We start from the raw sequence: 24,162 nt of genomic DNA, 5'->3' as shown, positions 1-24,162 counted from the left end.
TTCCCGCGTTCATTTATTTCGTCAACTCGGCAACAAACACAATCAACACGCCCAGCGGCGCCACTATCCGAATCAGCCAGAAGACCAGCGTAAACAAGCGCGGATAGCGCATGGACAGCTCATCCCGTACCGCCTCGCGCCCGAGCACCCAGCCGGCGAACAGAACGAAGGCCAGGCCACCCAGGGGCAGCAGGATGCGGCTGGTCAGGTAGTCGACGCTATCGAAGAAGTTACGCCCGCCTTCGGCACCCCACTGGAACAGGTGGAAGCCGTCATCGCCGAACACGAAGAACTTGGCTTCGGCGCCAACGTTGAACGATAGCACCGTGCCCATGCCGACCAGCCAGCAGAGCAGGGCCAGGACACTGGTCACCTGCGCGCGACTGCGCCCGGTGCGCTCGACGAAATAGGCGACCGCCGGCTCCAGCATGGAGATCGACGAACTCCAGGCCGCTACCGCGACCAGCACGAAGAACACCAAGCCCATCGCCTGGCCGAAGGCGACATTGCCAAAGGCGATCGGCAGGGTGACGAACATCAGGCCGGGCCCGCCACCGGGTTCGAGCCCCGCGGCAAACACGATGGGAAACAGTGCCAGGCCGGCGGTCAATGCCACCAGGGTATCGAGCAGCCCCACGGCCAGCACGGTGCCACCGATGGAGGCGTTCTTCGGCATGTAGGCGCCGTAGACCATGATCGAACCGACACCCACGCTGAGGGTAAAGAAGGCGTGACCCATGGCGGCGAGAATGCCGCCGCGCACCTTGTCCGGGTCGAAATGGAAGAGGAAATCGAAGCCCTGCATGAAGTAGCCGGTGGTCAGGCTGTAACCCAGCAACACCACCAGCAGGCCGAACAGCAACGGCATCATGATCCGCAGGCTGCGTTCCAGGCCGGCCACCACGCCGCGGCCGATGACCACCGCGGTCAGCACCATGAACAGGGTGTGCCACAGGGTCAGACGCCAGGGATCGTCGGTCAGGCCACCGAAAGCGGCGCCCGCCCCCTCGGCCGTGATGCCCCCAAAGGCACCACGCCCCATGCCGACGATGTAGTCGAGCGACCACCCCGCCACCACACTATAGAAAGACAGGATCAGCAGCGCCGCGACCATGCCTATCAACGCGGCCAGCGACCAGTGCCGCGAGGCGCCGGCCTCGACGGCCAGGGCTTTCATGGCGTTCACCGGGCTTTGCCGGCCGCGCCGCCCGATCAGCGTCTCGGCCAGCATGATCGGCAATCCCACCAGCGCGATACACAGCAGGTACATGGCGACGAAAGCACCGCCGCCATAGACCCCGGTCATATAGGGAAACTTCCAGATGTTGCCCAAGCCGACCGCCGAGCCGGTCGCCGCGAGGATGAAAACCCAGCGACTGGCCCAGGCGCCGTGTATCGAAACCTTGTCTTTCGCCATGTGCGGCTAGCCCGTCGTGCCTGAAAAGAGCGCGCATTGTCGAGGATTCGCCAGCAGCGCTCAAGCGCAGCGGCAGCGGGACCTGGCGCCGGCATCGAGGCAATGGCAGCAAATGCGGTCTGAGGCGCATAGCATCGGCGCGAACGACTCCCTATAATGCGCGCCCTATGGCTAAACAAAAGAAACATCCTCAAGGCACCATCGCCCTCAACAAGAAGGCGATGCACGACTACTTCGTCGAACAGAAGTTCGAGGCGGGCCTGGTCCTGGCCGGCTGGGAAGTGAAGAGCCTGCGCGCCGGCAAGGCCCAACTGGTCGACAGCTATGTATTGCTGAAGGACGACGAGGCCTGGCTGATGGGCTTTCACATCACGCCGCTGAAGACCGCCAGCACCCACGTCATCGCCGACCCCATCCGCACGCGCAAACTGCTGCTCAACCGGCGCGAACTGGACAAGCTGTTCGGCGCCGTGCAGCAGAAGGGCTACACCTGCGTGGCCCTGTCGGTGTACTGGAAGCAGCACCTGATCAAGTGCGAGATCGCCCTGGCCAAGGGCAAGAAGGATTTCGACAAGCGCCATACCGAGAAGGAGCGTGACGCCAACCGCGAAGTGCAGCGCGCCATGCGCAGCAAGGGCAAGGACGACTAGCGCCGCCAGCAGATAGGCGGGTGCCCCATGGCGCGCCCGCTCAGCCAGCGCCCCGCTCTCCACGCCAGCCTCCGCAGCCCCCCTCAGTTCAGGAACGCGAACCCACGTCGCTGCGCCGCTGCGCGCGCGCCTCGCGCTGCGCCGCCTGCTGCACCTCGGCGAGCACTTCCTGGACATAGTCGATATGCCGGTTGGACAGTGACCGCGCGTCCTCGGCCCGCCCCTCGATGATCGCCTCGTACAACGCCTGGTGCTGGCTGATCAGCATGTCGCGGGTCTCGCTGCGCTGGGCATACATGCCGCCGATATTGGTCACCACGTTACGCTTGAGCAGGTCGAACAGACCACGAATGGTGTGCAGCAGCACCGCATTGTGACTTGCCTCGGCAATGGCCAGGTGAAAGCGCGCATCGGCGGCCCCCTCCTCGGCGCGGGTGACCTTGCCGCTGCGGCTGTAGCAGTCCTGCAGCGCGGCAAAGGCGTCGCTCAGGCGCTGGCGATCCAACTCGGTGGCCCGCTGCGCGGCGTAATAGGCGCAGGAGCCTTCCAGGGTGTGGCGAAACTCCAGCAGGTCGCGCTGCGCCTCGGGGTTGCTCTCCAGCAAGTGCAACAGCGGGTCGCTGAAGGTGGAGCCCAGTGACTCGGCGACGTAGTTACCGCCGCCCTGGCGACTGACCAACAAGCCTTTGGCCACCAGCTTCTGGATCGCCTCGCGCAGCGATGGCCGTGACACCCCGAAGCGCTCGGCCAGAACCCGCTCGGCCGGCAGGCGTTCACCCGCCTTGAGCGTGCCCTCCAGAATCATGGTTTCCAGCTGCGCGACGATATCGTCCGACAAACGGCGCTGGCGTACCTGGCCTACCTCCATATCCCGCTCCCCATTGGTTTTACCAGCTTTACGCGCCCGTTCAGGCACTTGCCCGGTCAGCCTATAGCGCGCCGAAACCCCTTACAAGCCAGGCAAGCGCGACCAAAGTCGTAAGCCTGCTAATTGACATGCCCCGGACGCACTTTTACCCTGACCAGGCTGCATTGTAAATTGGTCTTACCAATTTACCCAGTAAAGAAAACAATTCCAAGAAGCCTACGAGGTCTCCCATGCCTACAACCTGCGCACTACCGCTGACCCCCTTGAACCCACCGCGCCCTGCGCGCCACTGAGCGGAGACCTCGCCATGTCATCGGGTCTTCTCGCCCTCACCGCTTTTTCACCGATTCTGCTCGCCGCCATCCTGCTGATCGGCCTGCGCTGGCCTGCCCGGCGCGCCATGCCTCTGGTCTACCTGCTCACCGCCGGCATCGGCCTGCTGGTCTGGGACATGAGCTTCAACCGCGTCCTCGCCTCCAGCCTGCAGGGCCTGGTGATCACCGCCGGCGTGCTGTGGATCATCTTCGGCGCCATCCTGCTGCTCAATACGCTCAAGCACTCGGGCGGCATCACCGCGATCCGCGCGGGCTTCGCCACCATCAGCCCGGACCGGCGGATTCAGGCGATCATCATCGCCTGGCTGTTCGGCTGCTTCATCGAAGGCGCCTCCGGCTTCGGCACGCCGGCCGCGATCGCCGCGCCGCTGCTGGTCGCCATCGGCTTCCCGGCCCTGGCCGCGGTGATGCTCGGCATGCTGGTACAGAGCACCCCGGTGTCCTTCGGCGCGGTCGGCACGCCGATCATCATCGGCGTCAACAGCGGCCTGGACACCGCCACCCTGGGCGGCCTGCTCGATGCACAGGGCTCCAGCTGGGCGGTGTTCCTGCAGCTGATCACCAGCAACGTGGCGATCATCCATGCCTTGGTCGGCACCGCCATGCCGCTGATCATGGTGATGATGCTGACCCGTTTCTTCGGCAAGGAGAAAAGCTGGAAAGCCGGCTTCGAAGTGCTGCCATTCGCACTCTTCGCCGGCCTGGCCTTCACCCTGCCCTATGCCGCCACCGGCGTGTTCCTCGGCCCCGAGTTTCCGTCGCTGGCCGGCGGCCTGATCGGCCTGGCCATTGTCACCAGCGCCGCACGCATGGGCTTCCTGGTGCCGAAGAACACCTGGGACTTCGCTCCGGCCCAGGACTGGCCGAGCGAGTGGCTCGGTAGTGTCGAGATGAAGCTCGACCAGCTCACCGCCAAGCCGATGAGCAGCCTGCGCGCCTGGCTGCCCTATGTGCTGGTCGGTGCCCTGCTGGTGATCAGCCGGGTGTTCCCGGAAGTCAGCGGCGCGCTGAAGTCGGTCCTGCTGGTGTTCCCCGACATCCTCGGCGAAGCCGGGATCAAGGCCGACTTCATGCCGCTGTACCTGCCGGGCGGGATCCTGGTCGCCGTGGTCCTGGCGACCTTCTTCCTGCATGGCATGAGGCTGCGTGAACTGGGCGCGGCCATCGGTGAGTCGAGCAAGGTGCTGCTCGGCGCCGGCTTCGTCCTGCTGTTCACCGTGCCCATGGTGCGCATCCTGATCAACTCGGGCGTCAACGCGGCCGACCTGCCGAGCATGCCGATCGCCATGGCCCGCTACGTGGCCGACAGCGTCGGTGGCGTCTATCCGCTGCTGGCACCGAGCATCGGCGCCCTCGGCGCCTTCATCGCCGGCTCCAACACCGTCAGCAACATGATGCTCAGCCAGTTCCAGTACGGCGTGGCGCACAGCCTGGGGATATCCGGGGCACTGATCGTGGCGGTCCAGGCGATCGGCGCGGCGGCCGGCAACATGGTGGCGATCCACAACGTGGTAGCGGCCTCGGCCACGGTGGGCCTGCTCGGCCGCGAGGGCACCACCCTGCGCAAGACCGTTTGGCCTACGCTCTATTACGTGTTCTTCACCGGCCTGATCGCCCTGATCGCGATCTACGTGCTGGGCATCAGCGACTCGCTGGTCGTCGCCCCCTAAGCCATGCAGTACGAGACGCCCGGCCAGACCGGGCGCCTCATCATTATTGAAACTCCCACCGCAAGCCTGGTGAAAGCCTGATGCGCCAGACTCCGCGGATAACCGGGACCACCCGGAGCCAGAGCCGATGAACGAGTTGTTCCATAACGCTGCGCCCAACGCCACCCGCGTGGCGCCCCCCCTGCCCACACCCCGCCAGTACCCCTCGCACAAGCCCGCCGAGGTCTACCTGTTCGGCACCTGCGTGGTCGACCTGTTCTTCCCGGAGGCGGGCATGGACGCGATCCGCCTGCTCGAGCGCGAGGGCATCCGCGTGCACTTTCCCCAGGACCAGGGCTGCTGCGGCCAGCCGGCCTACACCTCGGGCTATACCGAGGAGGCACGTCGGGTGGCGCGCCGGCAGCTTGAACTGTTCGCCGAGGACTGGCCGGTGGTGGTGCCATCGGGCTCCTGCGCCGGCATGCTGCGCGAGCACTATGCCGAACTATTTAAGGACGAGGAGGAAACCCGCGAACAAGTGAAACGCCTGGCAGAGCGCACCTTTGAACTGGCCGAGTTCCTCTTGCACGTGTGCAAGGTGCAGCTGCAGGACCAGGGCGCACCGACCAAGGTGGCGCTGCACACCTCCTGCTCGGCACGTCGCGAGATGAACACTCACCTGCACGGTCGCGCGCTGCTGGCCCAGCTCAGCGGTGTCGAGCGGGTCGAACACGATCACGAGAGCGAATGCTGCGGCTTCGGCGGCACCTTCTCGATCCGCATGCCGGATATTTCCGGGGCGATGGTCGCCGACAAGACCCGCGCCCTCCAGGACTCCGGCGCCGCTCAGGTGGTCAGCGCCGACTGCGGCTGCCTGATGAACATCAACGGCGCCCTGGCCAAACAGCGCAGCGCACTGAGCGGCCAGCACCTCGCCAGTTTCCTCTGGCAGCGCACCCAGGGCAGCGCGAGGAGCGGCCAATGAACAGCCACACCCTGATCCCCACCGTGCAACTGCCGGACTTCAAGCAGCGCGCCCACGCCGCCCTCGGCGACGGCCAGTTGCGGCAGAACTTCCGCAGCGCCATGGACTCGCTGATGGCCAAGCGCGCCAGCGCCTTCAGCGACGCCGACGAACGCGAGCGCCTGCGCGCCCTGGGCAACCAGATCCGCGCCCGCGCCTTGTCCAAGCTGCCCGAACTGCTCGAGCGCCTGGAACAGAACCTGACCCGCAACGGTGTGACCGTACACTGGGCGGAAACGGTGGACGAAGCCAATGGCATCGTCCTCGAGATCGCCCGCGCCCATAAGGCGCGCCAGGTGATCAAGGGCAAATCCATGGTCAGCGAAGAGATGGAGATGAACCATTTCCTCGCCGAACGGGGCATCGAATGCCTGGAGTCGGACATGGGCGAATACATCGTCCAGCTCGACAACGAGAAGCCCTCTCATATCATCATGCCGGCGATCCACAAGAATGCCAGCCAGGTCGCGTCCTTGTTCCACGACAAACTCGGCGTGGAATACACCAAGGACGTCGACCAACTCATTCAGATCGGCCGGCGCACCCTGCGCGAGAAGTTCTTCGAGGCCGATATCGGCGTCTCCGGGGTCAACTTCGCGGTGGCCGAGACCGGCACCCTGCTGCTGGTGGAAAACGAAGGCAACGGCCGCATGAGCACCACGGTGCCGCCGCTGCACATCGCCGTCACCGGCATCGAGAAGGTGGTGGAGAACCTGCGCGACACCGTGCCGCTGCTCTCGCTGCTGACCCGCTCGGCGCTGGGCCAGCCGATCACCACCTACGTCAATATGATCTCCGGGCCGCGCAAGGCCGACGAACTGGACGGTCCCGAAGAAGTCCACCTGGTACTGCTGGACAACGGCCGCAGCCAGGCCTTCGCCGACAGCGAACTGCGCCAGACCCTCAACTGCATCCGCTGCGGCGCCTGCATGAACCACTGCCCGGTGTACACCCGCATCGGCGGCCACGCCTACGGCGAGGTCTATCCCGGGCCGATCGGCAAGATCATCACTCCGCATATGGTCGGCCTGGCGAAAGTCCCGGACCACCCCAGCGCCTCCTCGCTGTGCGGCGCCTGTGGCGAAGTCTGCCCGGTGAAGATCCCGATCCCGGCGCTGCTGCGCCGCCTGCGCGAGGAGAACGTCAAGGCGCCGAACGATCCACAGCGGGTCATGCGTGGCCAGGGCAGCAAGTACTCGCCGCGCGAACGCCTGGCCTGGAAGGCCTGGCGCACCCTCTACACCAGGCCACTGCTGTACCGCCTGTTCAGCTTCCTGGCCACCCGCCTGGGCGGCCTGACGCCGAGCAAGCTCGGCCCCTGGACCGAGCACCATGTGGCGCCGATCCCGGCCAAGCGTTCGCTGCACGAACTGGCGCGCCAGCACCTGGAGGGCAAATGATGTCTGCCAAAGCCAATATCCTCGCCAAGCTGAAGAAGAGCCTGGAAGGCACCACGCCGATCGCCGACAATTTCGACGAGGCCCTGGTCACCCAGCCCTGGCGCTACCCGGCCGAACAACGCATCGCCCGCCTGCGCCAGCTGATGGAAGCGGTGCACAGCGAAACCCACCTGACCCGCCAGGCCGACTGGCCGGCGCTGCTCGAACGCCTGCTCGGCGAGCGCGGCATCGACCGCCTGCTGATCGCCCCCACTACCACCCACGGCCAACAGTTCAGCGCCCACTGCCGGCAGGCCGGCAGCCCGCTGACGCTCAAGGCCTACGATCGCCCCATCGAGCAGTGGAAGCGCGAGCTGTTCGACGAGATACCCGCCAGCCTGACCGGCACCCTCGGCGGCATCGCCGCCACCGGCAGCCTGATCCTCTGGCCAACGCCCGAGGAGCCGCGCCTGATGAGCCTGGTGCCGCCGCTGCACATCGCCCTGCTCAAGGCCAGCGAGGTCCATGACAACCTCTACGAGGCGCAGCAAAAGCTGCAGTGGAGCGCCGGCATGCCGACCAATGCCCTGCTGGTGTCCGGTCCGTCGAAGACCGCCGACATCGAGCAGGTGCTGGCCTACGGCGCCCACGGGCCCAAGGACCTGATCGTGCTGATCCTGGAGGACGCATGAGCCTGCCGGCGTCCTTCCTGTCTGCCGTCAACGCCCTGATCCCGCGTGACCGGCGCTTCGACGATCCGCTGTCGACCCTGGCCTTCGGCACCGACGCCAGCTTCTACCGGCTGATCCCCAAGCTGGTGGTGCGGGTCGAAAGCGAAGACGAGGTGATCCAGTTGCTCAAGCTGGCCGGCGCCGAGCGGGTGCCGGTGACCTTCCGCGCCGCCGGCACCAGCCTGTCCGGCCAGGCCATCTCCGACTCGGTGCTGATCGTCCTGGGCGACAACTGGAACGGCCGCGAGATTCGCCACCAGGGTAGTCAGATCCGCCTGCAGCCCGGCGTCATCGGCGCCCAGGCCAACGCCGTGCTGGCCCCGTTCCAGCGCAAGATCGGCCCGGACCCGGCGTCGATCAACGCCTGCAAGATCGGCGGTATCGTCGCCAACAACGCCAGCGGCATGTGCTGCGGCACCGCGCAGAACAGCTACCAGACCCTGGCCGGCCTGCGCCTGGTGCTGGCCGACGGCGCCGTGCTGGACACCGAGGACAGCGCCAGCGTCGCCGCCTTCCAGGCCAGCCACGGCGAGCTGCTCACGCGCCTGGCCGACCTGGGTCGACAGACCCGCGCCAATACCGAGCTGGCGGCCAGGATCCGCCACAAGTACCGGCTGAAGAACACCACCGGCCTGTCGCTCAACGCCCTGATCGACTTCGACCAGCCACTGGATATTCTCAGCCACCTGATGGTCGGGTCGGAAGGAACACTCGGCTTCATCAGCGCGGTGACCTACGACACCGTGCCCGACCACCCACACAAGGCCAGCGCCCTGGTCGTCTTCCCCGACGTGGAGAACTGCTGCCGCGCGGTCACCGTGCTCAAGCGCCAGCCGGTCTCGGCGGTGGAACTGCTCGACCGGCGCAGCCTGCGCTCGGTGCAGAACAAGGCCGGCATGCCCGACTGGGTCAAGGCGCTGTCCGGCACGGCCTGCGCCCTGCTGATCGAGTCGCGGGCCGCCAGCCAGGGCCTGCTGCACGAGCAGCTGGCGCAGATCATGGCGGCCATCGCCGCCTTCCCGGTGGAAAAGCAGGTCGACTTCAGCGAAGACCCTGCGGTCTACAACCTGCTGTGGAAGATCCGCAAGGACACCTTCCCGGCCGTCGGCGCGGTGCGCCAGACCGGCACCACGGTGATCATCGAGGACGTCACCTTCCCGGTGGAGGTACTGGCCGAAGGCGTCAATCGGCTGCTCGCGCTGTTCGACAAGCACCACTACGACGAGGCGATCATTTTCGGCCATGCCCTGGAAGGCAACCTGCACTTCGTCTTCACCCAGGGCTTCGACAGCCCCGAGCAGGTGGCGCGTTACGAAGCCTTCATGCAGGACGTGGCGCAGCTGGTGGCGGTGGAGTTCGGCGGCTCGCTCAAGGCCGAACACGGCACCGGACGCAACATGGCGCCCTTCGTCGAGCTGGAATGGGGCGCGGACGCCTACCAGCTGATGTGGCAGCTCAAGCGCCTGCTCGATCCGCAGGGCATCCTCAACCCGGACGCGGTCCTCAGCGAGGACCCGCAGATCCACCTCAAACACCTGAAGCCGCTGCCGGCCGCCGACGAGATCGTCGACAAGTGCATCGAGTGCGGCTTCTGCGAGCCGGTCTGCCCGTCCAAGGGACTGACCCTCAGCCCGCGCCAGCGCATCGTCATCTGGCGCGACATCCAGGCCAGGCAGCGGCGCGGCGAGGACACCCGGCAACTGGAGCGCGACTACCAGTACCAGGGCATCGACACCTGCGCGGCCACCGGCCTGTGCGCCCAGCGCTGTCCGGTGGGGATCAACACCGGCGACCTGGTGCGCAAGCTGCGCGGCCGCAGCGCAACGCACCAAGGTGCGGCTGACTGGCTGGCCGGCCACTTCGCCACCGCCCTGCGCGGCACCCGCCTGACCCTATGGGCCGCCAACGGCGTCCGCCAGCTGCTCGGCGCACCGCGGCTGGCGAAAACCTCGGCGGCCCTGCGCAGGCTCTCCGGCAATCGCCTGCCGCAATGGACCGCGGCCATGCCGCAGGCCGTGCAAGCGATCCGCGTCGCGCCGCCGAGCGGCGACGCCCGCCCGCGGGTGGTATACCTGGCCGCCTGCGTCTCGCGCGCCATGGGTCCGGCATTCGCCGACCGGGAACAAACGCCGCTGCTCGACAAGACCCGCGCCCTGCTGGAGAAAGGCGGTTTCCAGGTGGTGTTCCCGGAGCAGCTGGACAACCTCTGCTGCGGCCAGCCGTTCGCCTCCAAGGGCTATGCGGCGCAGGCTGACGGCAAACGCCAGGAGCTGATCGACGCCCTGCTCGAGGCCAGTCGCGGCGGGCTCGACCCGATCTACTGCGACACCAGCCCCTGCACCCTGCGCCTGTTGCAGGACGGTCTGGACGCGCGGCTGCAGCTGTTCGACCCGGTGCGCTTCATCCGCGAGAAGCTGCTCGACAAGCTGGAGTTCCAGCCCCAGGAACAGCCGGTGGCGGTGCATGTCACCTGCAGCACCCAGCACCTGGGCGAGGCCCAGGGCCTGATCGACATCGTCCGCCGTTGTGCCCGCGAGGTGGTGGTGCCGGAAGGCATCCACTGCTGCGGTTTCGCCGGCGACAAGGGCTTCACCACGCCGGAGCTCAACGCCCATTCGCTGCGCAGCCTGAAGGACGCAGTGCAGTTCTGCGAGGAAGGCATCTCCACCAGCCGCACCTGCGAGATCGGCCTCAGCCAGCATGCCGGCATCGACTATCACGGGCTGGTCTACCTGGTCGATCGCACGAGCCGGGCCAGGGCCTGACGACGGTCACACTGCCCCGCATTGCGGGGCCTTTTGCTCGCCCAGTCACCCATGGCACTGCCGCGCAAGCTCAAGGCTCATCGGACGACCGATGGAGCAGTCACCACGACGGCGCTTTCTATACTCATTACTCGATCGTCCTTGCAGGAGCCAATCCATGCCCCGTCTTCCCGTATTGCTCGCCTCCGCTCTGCTCAGCACCTCGCTATGGGCCATGCACTGCCCGGCGGACATGGCAAAAATCGACGCCCTGCTGGCAAGCAAGCCACCCAGCGATGTCACTGTCCTGGCCCAGGTCAAGAAACTCCGTGCCGAAGGCGAGGCCCTGCACAAAGCCGGCAATCACAGTGAATCGATAAAGGTGCTCGGCGAGGCCCTGCAATTGCTCGAAGCCAGCCAGTAGCCCCGCTCATCCACACTGCCGCTGGGCCAGCAGGCTCAGCGGCAGGCGCCGGACCTGGGCCGGGTCTAGCGCATGGCAGCCAATACCTGCAGTCCAGCTGCCGTCGGGCAGATCCAGATACTGCCGCAACGGGTTCGCCATGCTTTCGGCCAGTTCGACCAGGGCGCATTGCACGGACGTTGCGCCACGGCTCTGGGCCAACTGACGCAAGGCTTGCTGCATCAGCCGCAGGCACGCCGGCCGATCTTCCACCCAAATTACCGCTGTCGGCCAGGCCGAGGCTGCGTCCTAGGGTGCTGTCACAGCCTCGACTTGCGGAGCCGCGGCACTGGGCAAGTCGATCCAGAACCGACTGCCACTGCCCAGCACGCTGCGATAGCCGATCTCGCCCCCCATCAGACTGGCCAGTTCACGGCACAGCACCAGACCGATCCCGGTCCCCGGGATATTCGAACTTTCCCGTCCGAGTCGCTGGAACGGCTGAAACAGCAGGGCCTGCTGATCGTCGCTGAGCCCTGGCCCGTTGTCCTCGACCCAAAGGCGCACGCAATCCGGGCGCACCTCATAACCGAGCCTGATCAACCCCAGCGGGCTGTTGTACTTGATCGCATTGGACAACAGGTTGAGCAGCACCTGGCGCAACCGCCGAGCATCGGCCTGCACATACAGGGCGGCCTCGGCCTCGGTCAGCACCTCGAGCTGCAGCCCGCGCTGCTGTACCTCCGGCTGCACCAGCTCGGCGCAACCCTGCAATAGCGGCGAGATCGCCACTGGCTGCAGCTGCACCTGCTGGCGACGATTCTCGATACTCGAAAGGTCAAGAATATCGTCGACCAGTGCGGTCAGATGGCGACTGGCGCTGACGATCTCTCGGGCATAGTCCAGCTCCTGCTCGGCATCCGGCTTGTCCAGCACCTCCATCTCGATCAGCTGGCCGAAGCCGCAAATAGCATTCAACGGCGTGCGCAGCTCATGACTCATGCTGGAGAGGAAACGGCTCTTGGCCTGGCTGGCGGATTTGGCCTCCAGGCTGGCTCGGCGCAGTTCGTCCTGGACCTGCTTGAGCCGGGTGACATCTACATGGGTGCCGGCGATGCGCAACAGATGGCCCTCGTCGTCACGCTCCAATACCTTGCCGCGGCTGAGCAACCAGACATAGTCGCCCTGGGCGTCGGCATAGCGATACTCGCTCTCGAAACGATCCTCGCCACTGACCGCAAACGACTGCCGCAGATGGCGCAGGCGCTCTAGGTCATCGGGGTGCACGCGCTGATTGAACTCGCTCAGGCTCATGCGCTCGGACGACAGGCCGAAGCGCTTGATGAAGTGTCCGCTGAGCTTGATGGTCATGTTCGGCGCATCCACCTCCCAGAGACTCTCGGTGGTGCTCTCCAGCACCAGCTGCAGAATCCGCTGAGCCTCATGCCGCTCGGTTTCGCTGGCCTGCAGTTGTTCGCCGGTCTGCTGGACCGCCTGGGCCATGTTGGCCACCTCCTGGATCTGGCTGGATGGCGCGCTGGGCTGGAAATCGCCCTGGCCGAGCCGGCGCATCATGCCGACAATACCGGCCAACGGCTGGGCCAACTGGTCGCTCAGGCGCCGTGAGCGCGCCCACATCCAGGCGAAGAACAGCAGATAGAACAGCACCAGGCCGGCGATCAGCAGATAGCCTATCCGCTGATAATGCGCGGCCAGCCGATGGGTCTCGCTGAAGATATTGCCCTCATCGACCACCAGCAGCAGGCGCCAGCCCGTTTGCGGAATCTCGCTCCAGGCCACCAGCTGCGTGCGCCCACCGAGCTGCACCTCCTCCACCCGATGCTGGCCGACAGCCATGGCCCGCAGCAGCGGCTGCATCTCGGCACGCTGTTCGAGACTGAAATCCTCCGGCTTGAGCACTTCGCGGCGCACCGCCTCGGCGTAGGAGTACTGCGTCAGCTCATGCAGTCCGAAGTCCTGCTCGCCGGCCTCCGGCAAGGCCATGATGTAGTTATCCCGACTCACCAGCATGGCATACCCCTGCCAGGGCACATCCAGCTCGCCGATCTCACCGAGCATCTGGCCGACGGTAATGTCCAGCCCCACCACGCCCTCGAGAAAGTCGTCACGATAGACCGGCGCCACCGCCGACATCATCCAGCCCTGGCCGGCAGGGTCCAGATAGACGTCGGTCCACACCACACCACGCCCGGGATTGTGCTGGCTGTCGGCCAGGTAATAGAAGTTGTAGTCGGGTATCACCATGTCATGGGGATACTGCTCGGGGGTCATGAAGAAGGGGTAGATGCGGTTGTAGCTGTCCCAACTGTTAAAATACAGCGCCGCAACCAGCGGATTGGCATCGTGTATCGAACGCATCAGGGGGTCGAGCTGCGACAGGCGCAACGCCTTGCTGCGGTCCTGCTGCGCCACCGGCGTGCTGTTGGCATAGAAGGAAGCGGCGCGCCCATCATCACTCTGGCTGTAGAACACCCCGCTGGACGTGGCTACATGTCGCCTGCGCTCCAGCTCATCGGGCTCAAAGCGAGTGTTCCGCAGGGCGTGATCGGCCGCATCGCGAAAGATCCGTACCTGTGCCTCAACCGCGCGCAAGCGGCTGTCGATCACCTGCCCCTCCCGAGACACAGCCGCAGACAGGTCCGCCAAGGCGCTCTGCTGCAGATGGCCAACCTGTGCATCACGGATTGCCGCATTACTCAGCAGATAGACGCTAATCAATACCGATTCGACCAGGATCAACGGAATCAGCGCACTCTGCACGAAAGCCCGCCAGATCCACTGGCGCACGGGGTAACGCGACTCACCCGACATAGCTGGCACTCATCCTCACGGCGTAGCTTCCATTTGGCGGGGGACCAAGGAATCCCTTGTACGCGATCCGTCAGCACTGCCGTCGGAGGCGTCTGTCCAGCCTGCCTAAGCAGGAAATCATAGCCGCTCTTGGCCATCGGTGCGCTGCCGCTAACGCCGGGTCGACGCTGGGGAACCTTTGCCGTAAACTAGCTGTCGTAGTAGCGACAACGAAAGTTTTGGGGCCGATTAGGATTCGACGCCGGTAGCAAAACTCGAGGGGCATGCCGAGTTGGTAACAGAACTCGTAAATAAACTGTTGCAAAACTCTATAATTGCCAATGATGACAATTACGGTGCTCAACTAGCTGCGTAAGCAGCCTAGTCGTACCTCTGGTAGCTTCGGCTCCAGCAATCATGAGGGGATGTCTGTAAACCCGAAATGATTGTCATATAGAACAGAATCGCCGCGTAGTACGTTGTGGACGAAGTGGCTAAAAATTACACAACTCGCCCAAAGCACCCTGCCCGTCGGGCGGCCAAGGGTTAACTCAGTAGACACGGCTAAGCATGTAGAACCGACAGTGGAGAACTGGCGGACGGGGGTTCAAATCCCCCCGGCTCCACCAAATGCAAGTTTCCACATGTTCCCACATGACCGGAAACACCCCTGAAAAGCCCGCCCCGTGCGGGCTTTCTTGTTTCTACACGTTCCCCAACAGATACACACAGCACGCGCCGCCGTGTATCCTCCGTTGTACCCGCCACATAAATTGAAACTACGGGGTACACGGATGAAGCGCAGTGAAATCAAGCGTCGCCCGCTGGCAGACACAGTGGTCGCCACCCTGGAGCCAGAGGACAAGGAATACCGCGAGCACGACGGCAACAGCCTGTATCTGCGCGTCAAACCGGATGGCCGCAAGTCGTGGCAACTGCGCTACAAGAAACCCGATGGCAAGTGGTCATGGATCGGCCTCGGCGGTTACCCCGAAGTGGGCGGCTCACTGGCTCGCCAAAAGGCGGCGGAAATGCGCGGCGATGTATCCCAGGGCCGCAACCCATTGGCGATGAAACGCGCCCGGAAAGCAGCAGAGGCCGAGGCCGCATCCAACACCTTCGAAAAACTCGCCCGCGAGTGGTACGCCAACAAGCGCAAAGGCTGGACGGAAGGAACGGCCGTGCGGACTATCGGCGCGCTGGAGTTGCACGTTTTCCCGGTGTTCGGCAAACGCCCATTCGCCGAGATTCTGCCCATCGAGTGGATGGAGTTTCTGCGCGGCATGGAACAGAAAGGCATCGTCGAACAAACCAGCCGCGTGCGGGGCATGTGCAAGGAAATCTACGACCTGGCCCGCGTGACCGGCCGAGCGACGCACAACCCGCTGGAGGGGCTGCACAAGTTCCTACAAACCCGGCCGGTGGAGAACTTTGCCCATGTATCCCAGGATGAACTGCCGGCACTTTTGCGCGCGATCAGGTCATACCCCAGCGCCGCCGACATTCGCATCGGCCTGCAACTGCTTTCCATGCTGGCCTGTCGGCCTTCGGAGCTGCGCGAGGCCAGTTGGTCGGAGTTCGATCTTGATAAAGCCCTGTGGGCCATCCCGGCCGAGCGCATGAAACGACGCCGCGAGCATCTGGTGCCGCTCCCTCAGCAGGCCGTCGAGCTGCTGCGCGATCTGCACATACTGACCAACACCTATCCCCTGCTCTTCCCTGGCCGCAGCGACACAACCAAGCCCCGGAGCAATACCGTGTTCCTGATGGCGCTGCGCAGACTCGGCTATGAGGGCCGGCAAACCGGCCACGGCTTCCGGCACATCGCATCCACCATCCTCAACGAACACGGCTTCGATGAAAACCATATCGAGGCCCAGCTATCCCACGTCAAGGAAGGGGTAGCCGGCGTGTACAACAAAGCGGTTTACCTGCCCCAGCGCCGAGAAATGATGCAGTGGTATGCCGACCACCTCGACAAGCTGGCCGGCGGTAACGTGGTGACAATGAAACGGGCATGACAGCCGTCTGCACGGTATGTGTCTGCCGGACTCAAAGGAGCTAGGCATTGCAAATCAAGCACATCAGCGAAAAAGAAGCGATCAAGCGACTCGCAAATGCGACTGGCCTGGAGATCACCGACAGCCTTATGGATGAGCTTTCAAACGCAGGGGTATTGCCCGCTTATATGGTTTTCCGCCCAATTGACACAGTGAAGTATCCCGGTAAGAGATTCTTTCTTGTCCCGCTAGCCGAGACCGACGTATCCAGACTGAATGGCTTCGATGCGGAAATACGCACCCTACCTTTCCCCTTGCTAGAGGACGGTACATTTAGGGTCTCGGAGTGGGCTTCACTTGGAAAGGGTAAATTCCCCACCTTTCAGACGATTACCTATAGAGTTTTTGCTGCCAGAGCGGATGGACAGCTAGACCCTATCGACGACCAACATTTCGTCCGGGTCTATGCCCCGCAAGAGGTAAGGCAAGCAACGAAAAACGTGCAGCAATATCTGGCCGGAAAAAAAGATTACACCGTTACCCCTCACGCCTACTGCGATGCGTTTGCAGCGTTTGACATTGAAGCCGTTGGCGAGTGGCGTTCGATGAGCCCCTTTAGCGATGATCCTGACTATCTCAGCTCCACCAGAAGACACTCCAAGAAAGCAGAACTCCCCGTTAGTCAAAGCAAGCGATCCGAGCTTGTCACGATTTCTGCGCTGGTTCAGATTATCGAGGCGCAGAGCAAGCAACTCATCGGCAGGAAATATACTCAGGCCGAAATCACGGGAAAAATACTCGAATTGTTCCCACTCGCCATAAGCGACACCACGGTAAACAACCTTTTCTCCGACGCGAACAAAGCACGTAAAGCAATTGCGGCGGATGCTCGACAGAAGCACGCCGAGCTAGATGAATTTGTATCCCAGAACTTAAGCTGAGCGCGTCAGGTATTTTTGCAATTGCAATGCCCCACAAACGACAGGTGCATAACTTGGTAAGCCTCAACCGTATGGAGGCAAGCGAATGCACCCGAGCACCACCCCATCAAATAAAGGGCTGATCCGTCAGCCCGCCCTCTGCCAATGGCTGGACGTGACCCGCTCAGGCCTCGCCAAGCTCAAGGTGAAAGACCCAACCTTTCCCAAACCCATCAAAGATGGCGACGCCCGCCAGGCTGCCGCTTATTACGTTGTGGCCGAGGTGGACACTTGGCTGCAAGCCAAGATTGCCGCGCGGGACAAGTCCCAGGTCGACAGCTCCGAGGGCGCGAAAGAATGAGTGCCCCGAACTACTGGCGGGAACTGCTCGCCACCCCGACAGCATCCGCCGCCGACAACCTGTCCGAGCATGCCGACCGCCTGGAGCGGTTAGCCTGTATTGCCGAGTGCCAGGGCGAGCGGTTGAGCGCCGGCATTGCCGCCATTGGCGAACTGTTGGATGGCGCAACAGGTGCCGGCCAAGTCGATGATGGTTTGGCCGTCGACATTTGCTCGATGCTGGCCGCACTGGCGGGGCTGTCGGCAGAACTGGCGACCGTCACCCGTAACGCTTACGGCACCTTGGCCAGCATCCGCGCCGCCGCGCATCGCAGCCCGGCAACTCCCCACCTGTCACCCTTAGGCCAGGACTAATCCATGAGCTATTTTCAACAGCGCCGCGAGGCGTTGCCGGGATCGGCTTGCCTGAAGAAAACACGGATCGTCGAAGACATTCGCGCGGTGGCCGCCGTCGCGTTGCAGCACGCCGCCGCATTGGTGCCGGAACTGCTGCCGGAAGGCACCCGCAAGGGCAGCGAGTGGGTTGCTCGCAACCCCACGCGCGCCGACCGACTGGCCGGGAGCTTTTCGGTTTCGCTGCTAGATGGGCGTTGGCATGACTTCGCCTGTGGTGACGGTGGTGGGGACTTGGTGTCGTTGGCAGCCTACCTTTGGGGCGTGAATCAGGCAGACGCCGCGTGCGACCTGGCCCGCCGGTTGGGGCTGCGCCTCGATGCGCTGGAGGGGCGGCAGGGTACTAGCGACAGTCACAACGATGGCCAACGTCGGCGGCTGGCGGCGGCAAGGCTGGAAGCGGAACAGCGCACCGCCTGCGAAGCCGAGCAGAAACGCCACAAGCAACAGGCCGCCGCCGACTTCGCCCGCAGACTCTGGCAGGCCAGCGCCGCCACCAACCCGGCGCACGGCTACCTAACGGCAAAGCGCCTGCACACCCACGCCCTGCGCGAGCATCGCGGCGAGCTGCTTGTGCCGCTGCGCAATACAGCCGGCGAGCTGGTGAACCTGCAACGCATCGGCGCCGACGGTGGTAAGCGCTTTCTGTTTGGCGGCCAGGTGCTGGGCGCCTTCCACCTGCTAGGCCAAGTCGAGCCGGGGCGGCGCTTGTTCGTCTGCGAGGGCTGGGCGACCGGCGCCACGCTGTTCGACCACTACGAAGGCGCCGACGCGGTGGCCTGCGCCATGAATGCCGGCAACCTGCGCCCGGTGGCCCGCGCCCTGCGCGCCAAGTACGGCAGCCTGATTGAGCTGGTAATCGCCGGCGATGACGACCGCCTGAGCGACGGTAACCCCGGCCGCACGGCCGCCGATGCTGCTGCCCTAGAGGTCGGGGCAATGGTGGTCTTCCCCGAGTGGCCGGCGGGGGCGCCACTGGAGCTGTCCGACTTCAACGACCTGCACTGCTGGGACGCTGCCCATGACCGATAGGCCAAGCCAACCGGAGCCAGGCGAAGCATTTGGGGCGGCCGGCCAGGGGGAAGCGACGCCCAGCGGCAAGCGGCCGAGCAAGCCCGCCAGCAAGCCCGCGCCCAAGAAGCGCAAGGCGATGATCAAGCACCCCACGGTTACGCCGGCCCGGCCGAGCTGGGCCACCTATGCCAGTTGGGTACAGACGCGGCAAGGCCACATCCTGGCCCCCGGCCTTTACTTCCACGGCATCCGCGACGATGCGGAAACCGACACGCTGGTTTGCTCGCCGCTGGAGGTGCTGGCCATCACCTGCGACGAGCGCGGGGAGAACTTCGGCCGACTGCTGCACCTGCTGCCCAAAGGGGCAGGCGCCTGGAAGCAATGGGCCGCACCGATGGAGATGCTGGCCGGCGACGGCGCCGAGCTGCGCGCGGTGCTGCTCAACATGGGCGCGACCATCCCGCACAAACAGCGGCAAGCGCTGATGGACTACCTGATGAGCAGCAGCCCGGAACGCCAAGCCATGGCGGCGACGCGCACCGGCTGGTATGGGCCGGCGCTGTTCGTCATGCCGCGCCGGGTCATTGGCGGCGGTGACGTGGTGTTTCAGTCGATCGAGGCCGGCGGACATGAATACGACACGGCCGGCGAGCTGGCCGGCTGGCAAGCTGAGGTGGCCGCCCGCTGCCTGGGCAATCCGGTGTTGATTCTTGCCGTCTGCGCGGCCCTGGCCGGGCCGTTGCTGACCCTGCTCGACGCCGACGGCGGCGGCTTCCATCTACTGGGCGACAGCTCCAGCGGCAAGAGCATTGCGCTGGCCGTGGCCGCCAGCGTGTGGGGCAAGCCGCGCGATTTTCTGCGCACATGGAACGCCACCAGCACCGGGCTTGAGGGCGTGGCCACGCTGCGCAATGACACCCTGCTAGTGCTCGACGAAATCGGCGAGGCCAAGCCCCAGGACGTGGGCGGGATCATCTACGCCCTGGGCAATGGCACCGGTCGCCAACGCGGCAAGGTGTCGGGGCTGCCGCGCCAGGTACAGAAATGGCGGGTCATGGTGCTGTCCAGCGGCGAGCTGACCATGAGCAAGCACATGGAAAGCGCCGGTATGCGCAGCAAGGCCGGCCAAGAACTGCGCCTATTGGACGTGCCCACCTATCGCCGCTATGGCGCCTATGACGACTTGCACGGCCTGGGGCTGCCCCATGACAACGCCAGCGAGGATGGCCGCAAAGGTGCCGGCCGGGCGTTCGCCGACACCCTCAAGCGCGCGACGGCGCAACACTACGGCCAGCTTGGGCCGTCCTTTGTCGAGCTACTGGTGGCCCGCGAGCAGACGGCCGAAGCCGCCGCCGAGCTGGAAGCCTTGTTCGCTGACATGCGCCAAGGCTTCCCCATCGGCACCGGGCAAGATGCCCGCGCGGCGGCGCGGTTTGCCATCGCCGCCCTGGCTGGCGAGCTGGCCATACAAGGCGAGTTACTGCCGTGGCCGCAGGGCACCGCCATTGCGGCAATGCGGGAGCTGTTCGGTGCCTGGGCAGATTTCCGGGGCCGTGGTCAGTCCGAAGACGCCAAGATCATGCGGGCGGTGTCCACCTTCATCGACCGCCACGCCGCCCGCTTCGCCAACATCGACGGTACGGACAGCGCCGCCGTGCATGACCGCGCCGGTTGGTATCGCGCCCACGGCGACGGCCGCCTCTACCTCTTCACCGCGCAGGCGCTGGCCGACGCCGCCCAGGGCTTCGATACGCGGCGCGTGCTGGCCTGCCTCGACAATGCCGGCGCCATCGCCGAACGCGACAACGACCGCGACGGCCGCCTGACCAAGCGTGTGCGGGTCAAGGGTGAAGGCATCGCGCGGGTCTACGTGGTCAATCCCGCCGCCTTGCTGGCTGCCCTGGAGGAATAGCCATGGCTGACCAGAAATCGCCAACCGGGAAACCACGGGTCACACCGGGAACAAGCAGCCAAACCCAGCAAGCGCGGCCCTTGGCGGGCACCTCTGCTGGGTCACAGACCGGGAACACACCGGGAACAACCGGGAACAGAGACAAGGCTTTTTGTTCCCGGTGTTCCCGTTCAAAACCAATACCGGGAACAGCAACAGCCCCCATCGTTGCTGGCTGTTCCCGGTGTTCCCGGTGTGACCCAGGCCACCAGCAGGTAGCGCGCTGCAATGGGCCGGTGAGAACGGCGCCGCTCGACTTGGCGGCTCTGAGTGCTTTCGTTCGCCAGTCGCAACCCGTCACTACCAATGCAGAGGCCGGCAGCGCTTCAAACCTGCCGGCCGCGCAGTGGCTGGAACTGCTGGCGGCCGTGCTGGGTTGTTCGCCTGGCTGGTTGCTGGAAAGCGGCCACGTGGACACCGACGACCTCGCCGCGCGCGGCCGTATCAGAGACGCCGCACAGTTGATTCGCTCGCACGGATGGACAACGCCACCGCGCCCGCAGCCTTCGCCGGCACCGGCCACTGACACCAGCACGGCAGCAGCAGCCCCGGTTTCTTGGCTGGTGGCCCGCGACACCTACCTGAGCCACGTCATGGCGTGCCGCATCTGCTGCGCCCACCACCCCAAATCCCCCACGCACTGCCCGGCCGGAGCCGAGCTGTGCAAGCAATACGAACTCGAAACCCTCAACAACACCAGCCAGGGCGAAGCGCCCCCGGAGACACTGAGATGAGCAAGACCGTGACCGTCACGCTGTCCGATACCGTAATCAGAAAATATACAGACAACCTGGAGGTGCGGGACCTGAAGGACGCCACCCGGCCCCTGGTGTATCGCTTTCGAAAGAACCGGAGCAGAGGGAGCCTGTATGTCATCAAGTACGCCCATGGCAAGGGCGGCTGGCACAAGATTGGCAATCACCCCGATATGCCGATAAAGACCGCCATCGCAGCACTGCCAGAGATTCTGGCCCGCCTGTCAGTCGCACCGGATCAGCGCCCAGTCGCTGCCAGCGGCTGGAGCACAGTGGGCGAGGTCCTGCAGTGGTACGCCGAGCGAGTGGCCAATGATCGCAGCCTGAGCAAGAGCCGTAAGATCACCACGCAATCCGCTATCCGCTGCCAGTTACTGCCACGGGTGGAATCACTCTCGCTCGCCGAGGTGACCAGACCAAACATCGACAAGCACCTAATGTGGCCCCTCCAGAGCAGCCATAGCGTGTCCTACGTGCGCTTTGTATTTGCCGTGCTCAAAGTAGCCTTGAAGCGTGCTAACGACCTGGGCCATATCGCCGGGAATCCGCTGGCAGCGTGGCAATTCTCCGACTTCATCAAGACGAAGATAAGGCCAAAAGGTGCCCGCCTGCAGCCCGGCGATATCAACGAACTGCTGACTGAATGGGCCGACACCTACGCGAAATCGCCTGACCGTGTGGCCCTGGCGGTGCTGATGCTGGCCCATGGTACTCGGATCGGAGAAACCCGCGTGGCCAAGTGGAAGAGCTTCAACCTTGCCGACCGGGTGTGGGTAATACCGGCCACGGACACCAAGACGAAATCAGCCCACACCCTGCCGCTTACCGATCAGGTCGCCGCCTTCCTCAACCGTTACCGCGCCACGCAGGCTGCGTCAGGCTACGACGGCGCCTACCTGTTCCCCGGGGTGACAGGTCGTCCGTTGGCCGAGCGCCAAGCCTGTGAGCACTTCGCCGCCCTGTCGTTGGGCGACTGGACCAGCCACGATCTACGCAAGTTAGCGCGCACGGCCTGGGCAGACCTGGGCGTCGATTACCTGATTGGCGAGCTGCTGCTGAATCATGCGCTCAAGGCGTTGGACGTGACCTACATCCACACCACCGCCGAGGCGCGGAAGCGGGAAGCCCTGGAGCGCTGGCATGCCTGGCTGGACGAGCGCGGCCTGGCAGCACTCCATAGCCCAACCGCGCGCCGTGACTCTGACATAGGCTAGATACGCGCGGGCCGGCTCTTGCCGTGGAGGCGGCGCAGTCCCTGGGCCGGCACAGCCGTTGCGCATTGATTACCGAGGAGTGAGTGAGTGAGTGACGCCGGTTCAACTGCCACCGAGGAAGCTGAACCGGGGCAACTGAAAATGCGCCGCAGAACTGAAAATGCGGCCATTTTTTCTGGCCTTTTCAACAAATAGCACCGGCATTCCTTACTTTCTATCTAAGGTTTTCTATCCAGAACTGCCTAAGCAAAAGGCAAATAAGTCGGACCAGCAAGAACAGCTCGACAACTTGAGGTGTCCTAGAACCCCCGCGCCATGGGGGCTTAGCCGCCCCAGGGAGGGGGGGAGTCAAATCTCTGCAGCCTCAAGGACAAAACACCGTGTCCCCAATCGTTTTCACGCACCCGCGAAATTAAAAATTCTGCACCCAGTCGTCGGCTAGCTAACACCTGCTAGGGTTGACCGGAGCTGTTAACCACGGACTGCTATGGAGAGGCTTATGGGCACTATTTTCTTGCCAGACAACAGAGTTGTAAGGGAAGCCAGGATTTACCGAACCGCTGCTTTGCTACTGGAAAAGCAGTCCCTGGACGGAAACTCAGACCTGTTTTGGCCAGCCGCTATGAACGCTGCTTTGGCCATTGAAATCTATCTCAAGGCATTCTTGGTTGAAGAGGACACCCCCTCGATCAAGCTGAACGCTGCTGGAAGGAAGGCCAAGCATGACCTCGCAAAGCTCTTTCGGGCGCTTCCTGAGAATGTGCGTACGGTGATAGATGAGGTAAATGCGGAGATTGCCCCAACCCTTTCGCTAGAGCAGACGCTTGGGGCGTATTCGGACTATTTCACCAACGTCCGCTATGGCTACGAACAGGACGCAAGGAAGGTTATTCGGGGCGAGCTTTTCACGCTAATGGATCGCATGGAGCAAATTTGCGTGGCCTTGGCGCCGGTTATTGTTCCCGCCAAATCTTTGCTCAGAAAGGGCAGCACCGAAGACCGTGTATCCTCCGGTGTATCCCAAGCTGACTAGCACTACAAAAAAACGTTACAAATCAAAAGCATGTCTTGTTCGTTCAAACGTCCCCGGCAAGCACAGAGCCCCGTACTCCGGGGCTTTGCGCTGTCTGAGCCAGCCATTTTCGGCAGGTGTGACATCGACTAGTCACATCCAAGTGGGGCATCAGCAGGTGCCCAGGATGAAGCTCACCTCCTACCCACCTGACCCAGAACTGCCTCGGAATCTTCTAGTTCCGCATGGTATTGCCGGCCTCGCTGCGCCCGCTGGACGACGACAACTCCCACAGCATGCATGAGAAAGGCGTAGTAGCTAGTAGTAGCTATTAGCGAGCCACATCCAGACCTGGACCATGAACAGATAGCTCAGCTCGAAACCAAGATCAGCTTCATCATCCAATGAACGAGCCCCTTGAAACACAGGACACCGTTTCCCCCTTACCATAAGGGATAGGCAAACGACTGTGTTTATGACTACCAGCAAAAACAAAACCTTCGAAGTGCTCGGCCAGGAGCGGCGTCGCCGC

At 64.0% G+C, this 24,162-nt stretch carries 20 protein-coding genes and 1 other RNA gene; 17 read left to right on the top strand and 4 right to left on the bottom strand.

Going from position 1 to position 24,162, the window contains the following annotated elements; translation table 11 throughout:
- Positions 1-13: 13 nt before the first annotated feature.
- Positions 14-1,417 carry a sodium-dependent transporter gene (locus AB5S05_RS19365; RefSeq protein WP_369289164.1) on the bottom strand — a complete coding sequence of 468 codons (1,404 nt, stop codon included), beginning with the start codon at positions 1,415-1,417 and terminating at the stop codon, positions 14-16.
- A 167-nt stretch (positions 1,418-1,584) separates the two neighbouring features.
- Between AB5S05_RS19365 and smpB the strand changes: the two genes are divergently transcribed.
- Positions 1,585-2,067: an SsrA-binding protein SmpB gene (smpB, locus tag AB5S05_RS19360; RefSeq protein WP_369289163.1), complete on the top strand. Its 483-nt coding sequence runs from the start codon at positions 1,585-1,587 to the stop codon at positions 2,065-2,067.
- Between the two features lie 88 nt (positions 2,068-2,155).
- Here smpB and AB5S05_RS19355 read toward each other — a convergent pair whose 3' ends face one another.
- Complete coding sequence (locus tag AB5S05_RS19355) at positions 2,156-2,935, bottom strand: FCD domain-containing protein (RefSeq protein WP_369289162.1); 780 nt, start codon at positions 2,933-2,935, stop codon at positions 2,156-2,158.
- 307 nt (positions 2,936-3,242) lie between these two features.
- Between AB5S05_RS19355 and AB5S05_RS19350 the strand changes: the two genes are divergently transcribed.
- The 6 genes from AB5S05_RS19350 (at position 3,243) to AB5S05_RS19325 (ending at position 11,221) form a co-directional block, all read left to right on the top strand.
- A complete protein-coding gene (locus AB5S05_RS19350) occupies positions 3,243-4,940 on the top strand; it encodes an L-lactate permease (RefSeq protein WP_369289161.1) in 1,698 nt (565 codons plus the stop codon).
- Positions 4,941-5,067: 127 nt separating this feature from the next.
- Positions 5,068-5,904, top strand: a complete 837-nt coding sequence (locus tag AB5S05_RS19345) for a (Fe-S)-binding protein (protein WP_369289160.1) — start codon at positions 5,068-5,070, stop codon at positions 5,902-5,904.
- The gene (locus tag AB5S05_RS19340) at positions 5,901-7,343 is read left to right on the top strand and encodes a LutB/LldF family L-lactate oxidation iron-sulfur protein (RefSeq protein ID WP_369289159.1); all 1,443 of its coding nucleotides are present in this window, start codon (positions 5,901-5,903) and stop codon (positions 7,341-7,343) included. The genes AB5S05_RS19345 and AB5S05_RS19340 overlap by 4 nt, the downstream gene beginning before the upstream one ends.
- Positions 7,343-8,014, top strand: a complete 672-nt coding sequence (locus AB5S05_RS19335) for a LutC/YkgG family protein (protein WP_369289195.1) — start codon at positions 7,343-7,345, stop codon at positions 8,012-8,014. Before AB5S05_RS19340 ends, AB5S05_RS19335 begins: the two co-directional genes overlap by 1 nt.
- Positions 8,011-10,818 carry an FAD-binding and (Fe-S)-binding domain-containing protein gene (locus tag AB5S05_RS19330; RefSeq protein WP_369289158.1) on the top strand — a complete coding sequence of 936 codons (2,808 nt, stop codon included), beginning with the start codon at positions 8,011-8,013 and terminating at the stop codon, positions 10,816-10,818. The genes AB5S05_RS19335 and AB5S05_RS19330 overlap by 4 nt, the downstream gene beginning before the upstream one ends.
- A 157-nt stretch (positions 10,819-10,975) precedes the next feature.
- Positions 10,976-11,221: a PA2433 domain-containing protein gene (locus AB5S05_RS19325; protein WP_369289157.1), complete on the top strand. Its 246-nt coding sequence runs from the start codon at positions 10,976-10,978 to the stop codon at positions 11,219-11,221.
- A 6-nt stretch (positions 11,222-11,227) separates the two neighbouring features.
- Here AB5S05_RS19325 and AB5S05_RS22260 read toward each other — a convergent pair whose 3' ends face one another.
- Positions 11,228-11,443 carry a hypothetical protein gene (locus AB5S05_RS22260; RefSeq protein ID WP_438943600.1) on the bottom strand — a complete coding sequence of 72 codons (216 nt, stop codon included), beginning with the start codon at positions 11,441-11,443 and terminating at the stop codon, positions 11,228-11,230.
- A 66-nt stretch (positions 11,444-11,509) separates the two neighbouring features.
- A complete protein-coding gene (locus AB5S05_RS19320) occupies positions 11,510-14,032 on the bottom strand; it encodes an ATP-binding protein (protein WP_438943599.1) in 2,523 nt (840 codons plus the stop codon).
- A 220-nt stretch (positions 14,033-14,252) separates the two neighbouring features.
- Here AB5S05_RS19320 and ssrA point away from each other — a divergent pair.
- From ssrA to AB5S05_RS19270, 10 genes are all read left to right on the top strand, one after another.
- Positions 14,253-14,640, top strand: a transfer-messenger RNA (tmRNA) gene (ssrA, locus tag AB5S05_RS19315).
- A gap of 165 nt (positions 14,641-14,805) precedes the next feature.
- Positions 14,806-16,032, top strand: a complete 1,227-nt coding sequence (locus AB5S05_RS19310; protein WP_369289156.1) for a tyrosine-type recombinase/integrase — start codon at positions 14,806-14,808, stop codon at positions 16,030-16,032.
- 47 nt (positions 16,033-16,079) lie between these two features.
- Positions 16,080-16,952 carry a hypothetical protein gene (locus AB5S05_RS19305; RefSeq protein ID WP_369289155.1) on the top strand — a complete coding sequence of 291 codons (873 nt, stop codon included), beginning with the start codon at positions 16,080-16,082 and terminating at the stop codon, positions 16,950-16,952.
- Positions 16,953-17,037: 85 nt separating this feature from the next.
- The gene (locus tag AB5S05_RS19300; RefSeq protein ID WP_369289154.1) at positions 17,038-17,292 is read left to right on the top strand and encodes a helix-turn-helix transcriptional regulator; all 255 of its coding nucleotides are present in this window, start codon (positions 17,038-17,040) and stop codon (positions 17,290-17,292) included.
- Positions 17,289-17,645 (top strand): hypothetical protein, encoded by a 357-nt coding sequence (locus AB5S05_RS19295; protein WP_369289153.1) that lies wholly within the window; start codon positions 17,289-17,291, stop codon positions 17,643-17,645. The genes AB5S05_RS19300 and AB5S05_RS19295 overlap by 4 nt, the downstream gene beginning before the upstream one ends.
- Before the next feature lie 3 nt (positions 17,646-17,648).
- A complete protein-coding gene (locus AB5S05_RS19290; protein ID WP_369289152.1) occupies positions 17,649-18,716 on the top strand; it encodes a toprim domain-containing protein in 1,068 nt (355 codons plus the stop codon).
- The gene (locus AB5S05_RS19285; protein ID WP_369289151.1) at positions 18,706-20,610 is read left to right on the top strand and encodes a DUF927 domain-containing protein; all 1,905 of its coding nucleotides are present in this window, start codon (positions 18,706-18,708) and stop codon (positions 20,608-20,610) included. The genes AB5S05_RS19290 and AB5S05_RS19285 overlap by 11 nt, the downstream gene beginning before the upstream one ends.
- A gap of 296 nt (positions 20,611-20,906) precedes the next feature.
- On the top strand, positions 20,907-21,383 hold the full coding sequence (locus tag AB5S05_RS19280) for a hypothetical protein (protein WP_369289150.1): 477 nt from the start codon (positions 20,907-20,909) through the stop codon (positions 21,381-21,383).
- The gene (locus tag AB5S05_RS19275) at positions 21,380-22,618 is read left to right on the top strand and encodes a tyrosine-type recombinase/integrase (RefSeq protein ID WP_369289149.1); all 1,239 of its coding nucleotides are present in this window, start codon (positions 21,380-21,382) and stop codon (positions 22,616-22,618) included. The genes AB5S05_RS19280 and AB5S05_RS19275 overlap by 4 nt, the downstream gene beginning before the upstream one ends.
- 499 nt (positions 22,619-23,117) lie before the next feature.
- Positions 23,118-23,651 (top strand): HEPN domain-containing protein, encoded by a 534-nt coding sequence (locus tag AB5S05_RS19270; RefSeq protein WP_369289148.1) that lies wholly within the window; start codon positions 23,118-23,120, stop codon positions 23,649-23,651.
- Positions 23,652-24,162 lie beyond the last annotated feature (511 nt).

It is taken from the genome of Pseudomonas zhanjiangensis (assembly GCF_041027545.1).
In the GTDB taxonomy this organism is placed as follows: domain Bacteria; phylum Pseudomonadota; class Gammaproteobacteria; order Pseudomonadales; family Pseudomonadaceae; genus Aquipseudomonas; species Aquipseudomonas zhanjiangensis.
The sequence above is the reverse complement of the archived record's forward strand: the minus strand, read 5'-3'. Positions and strand labels throughout refer to the sequence as shown.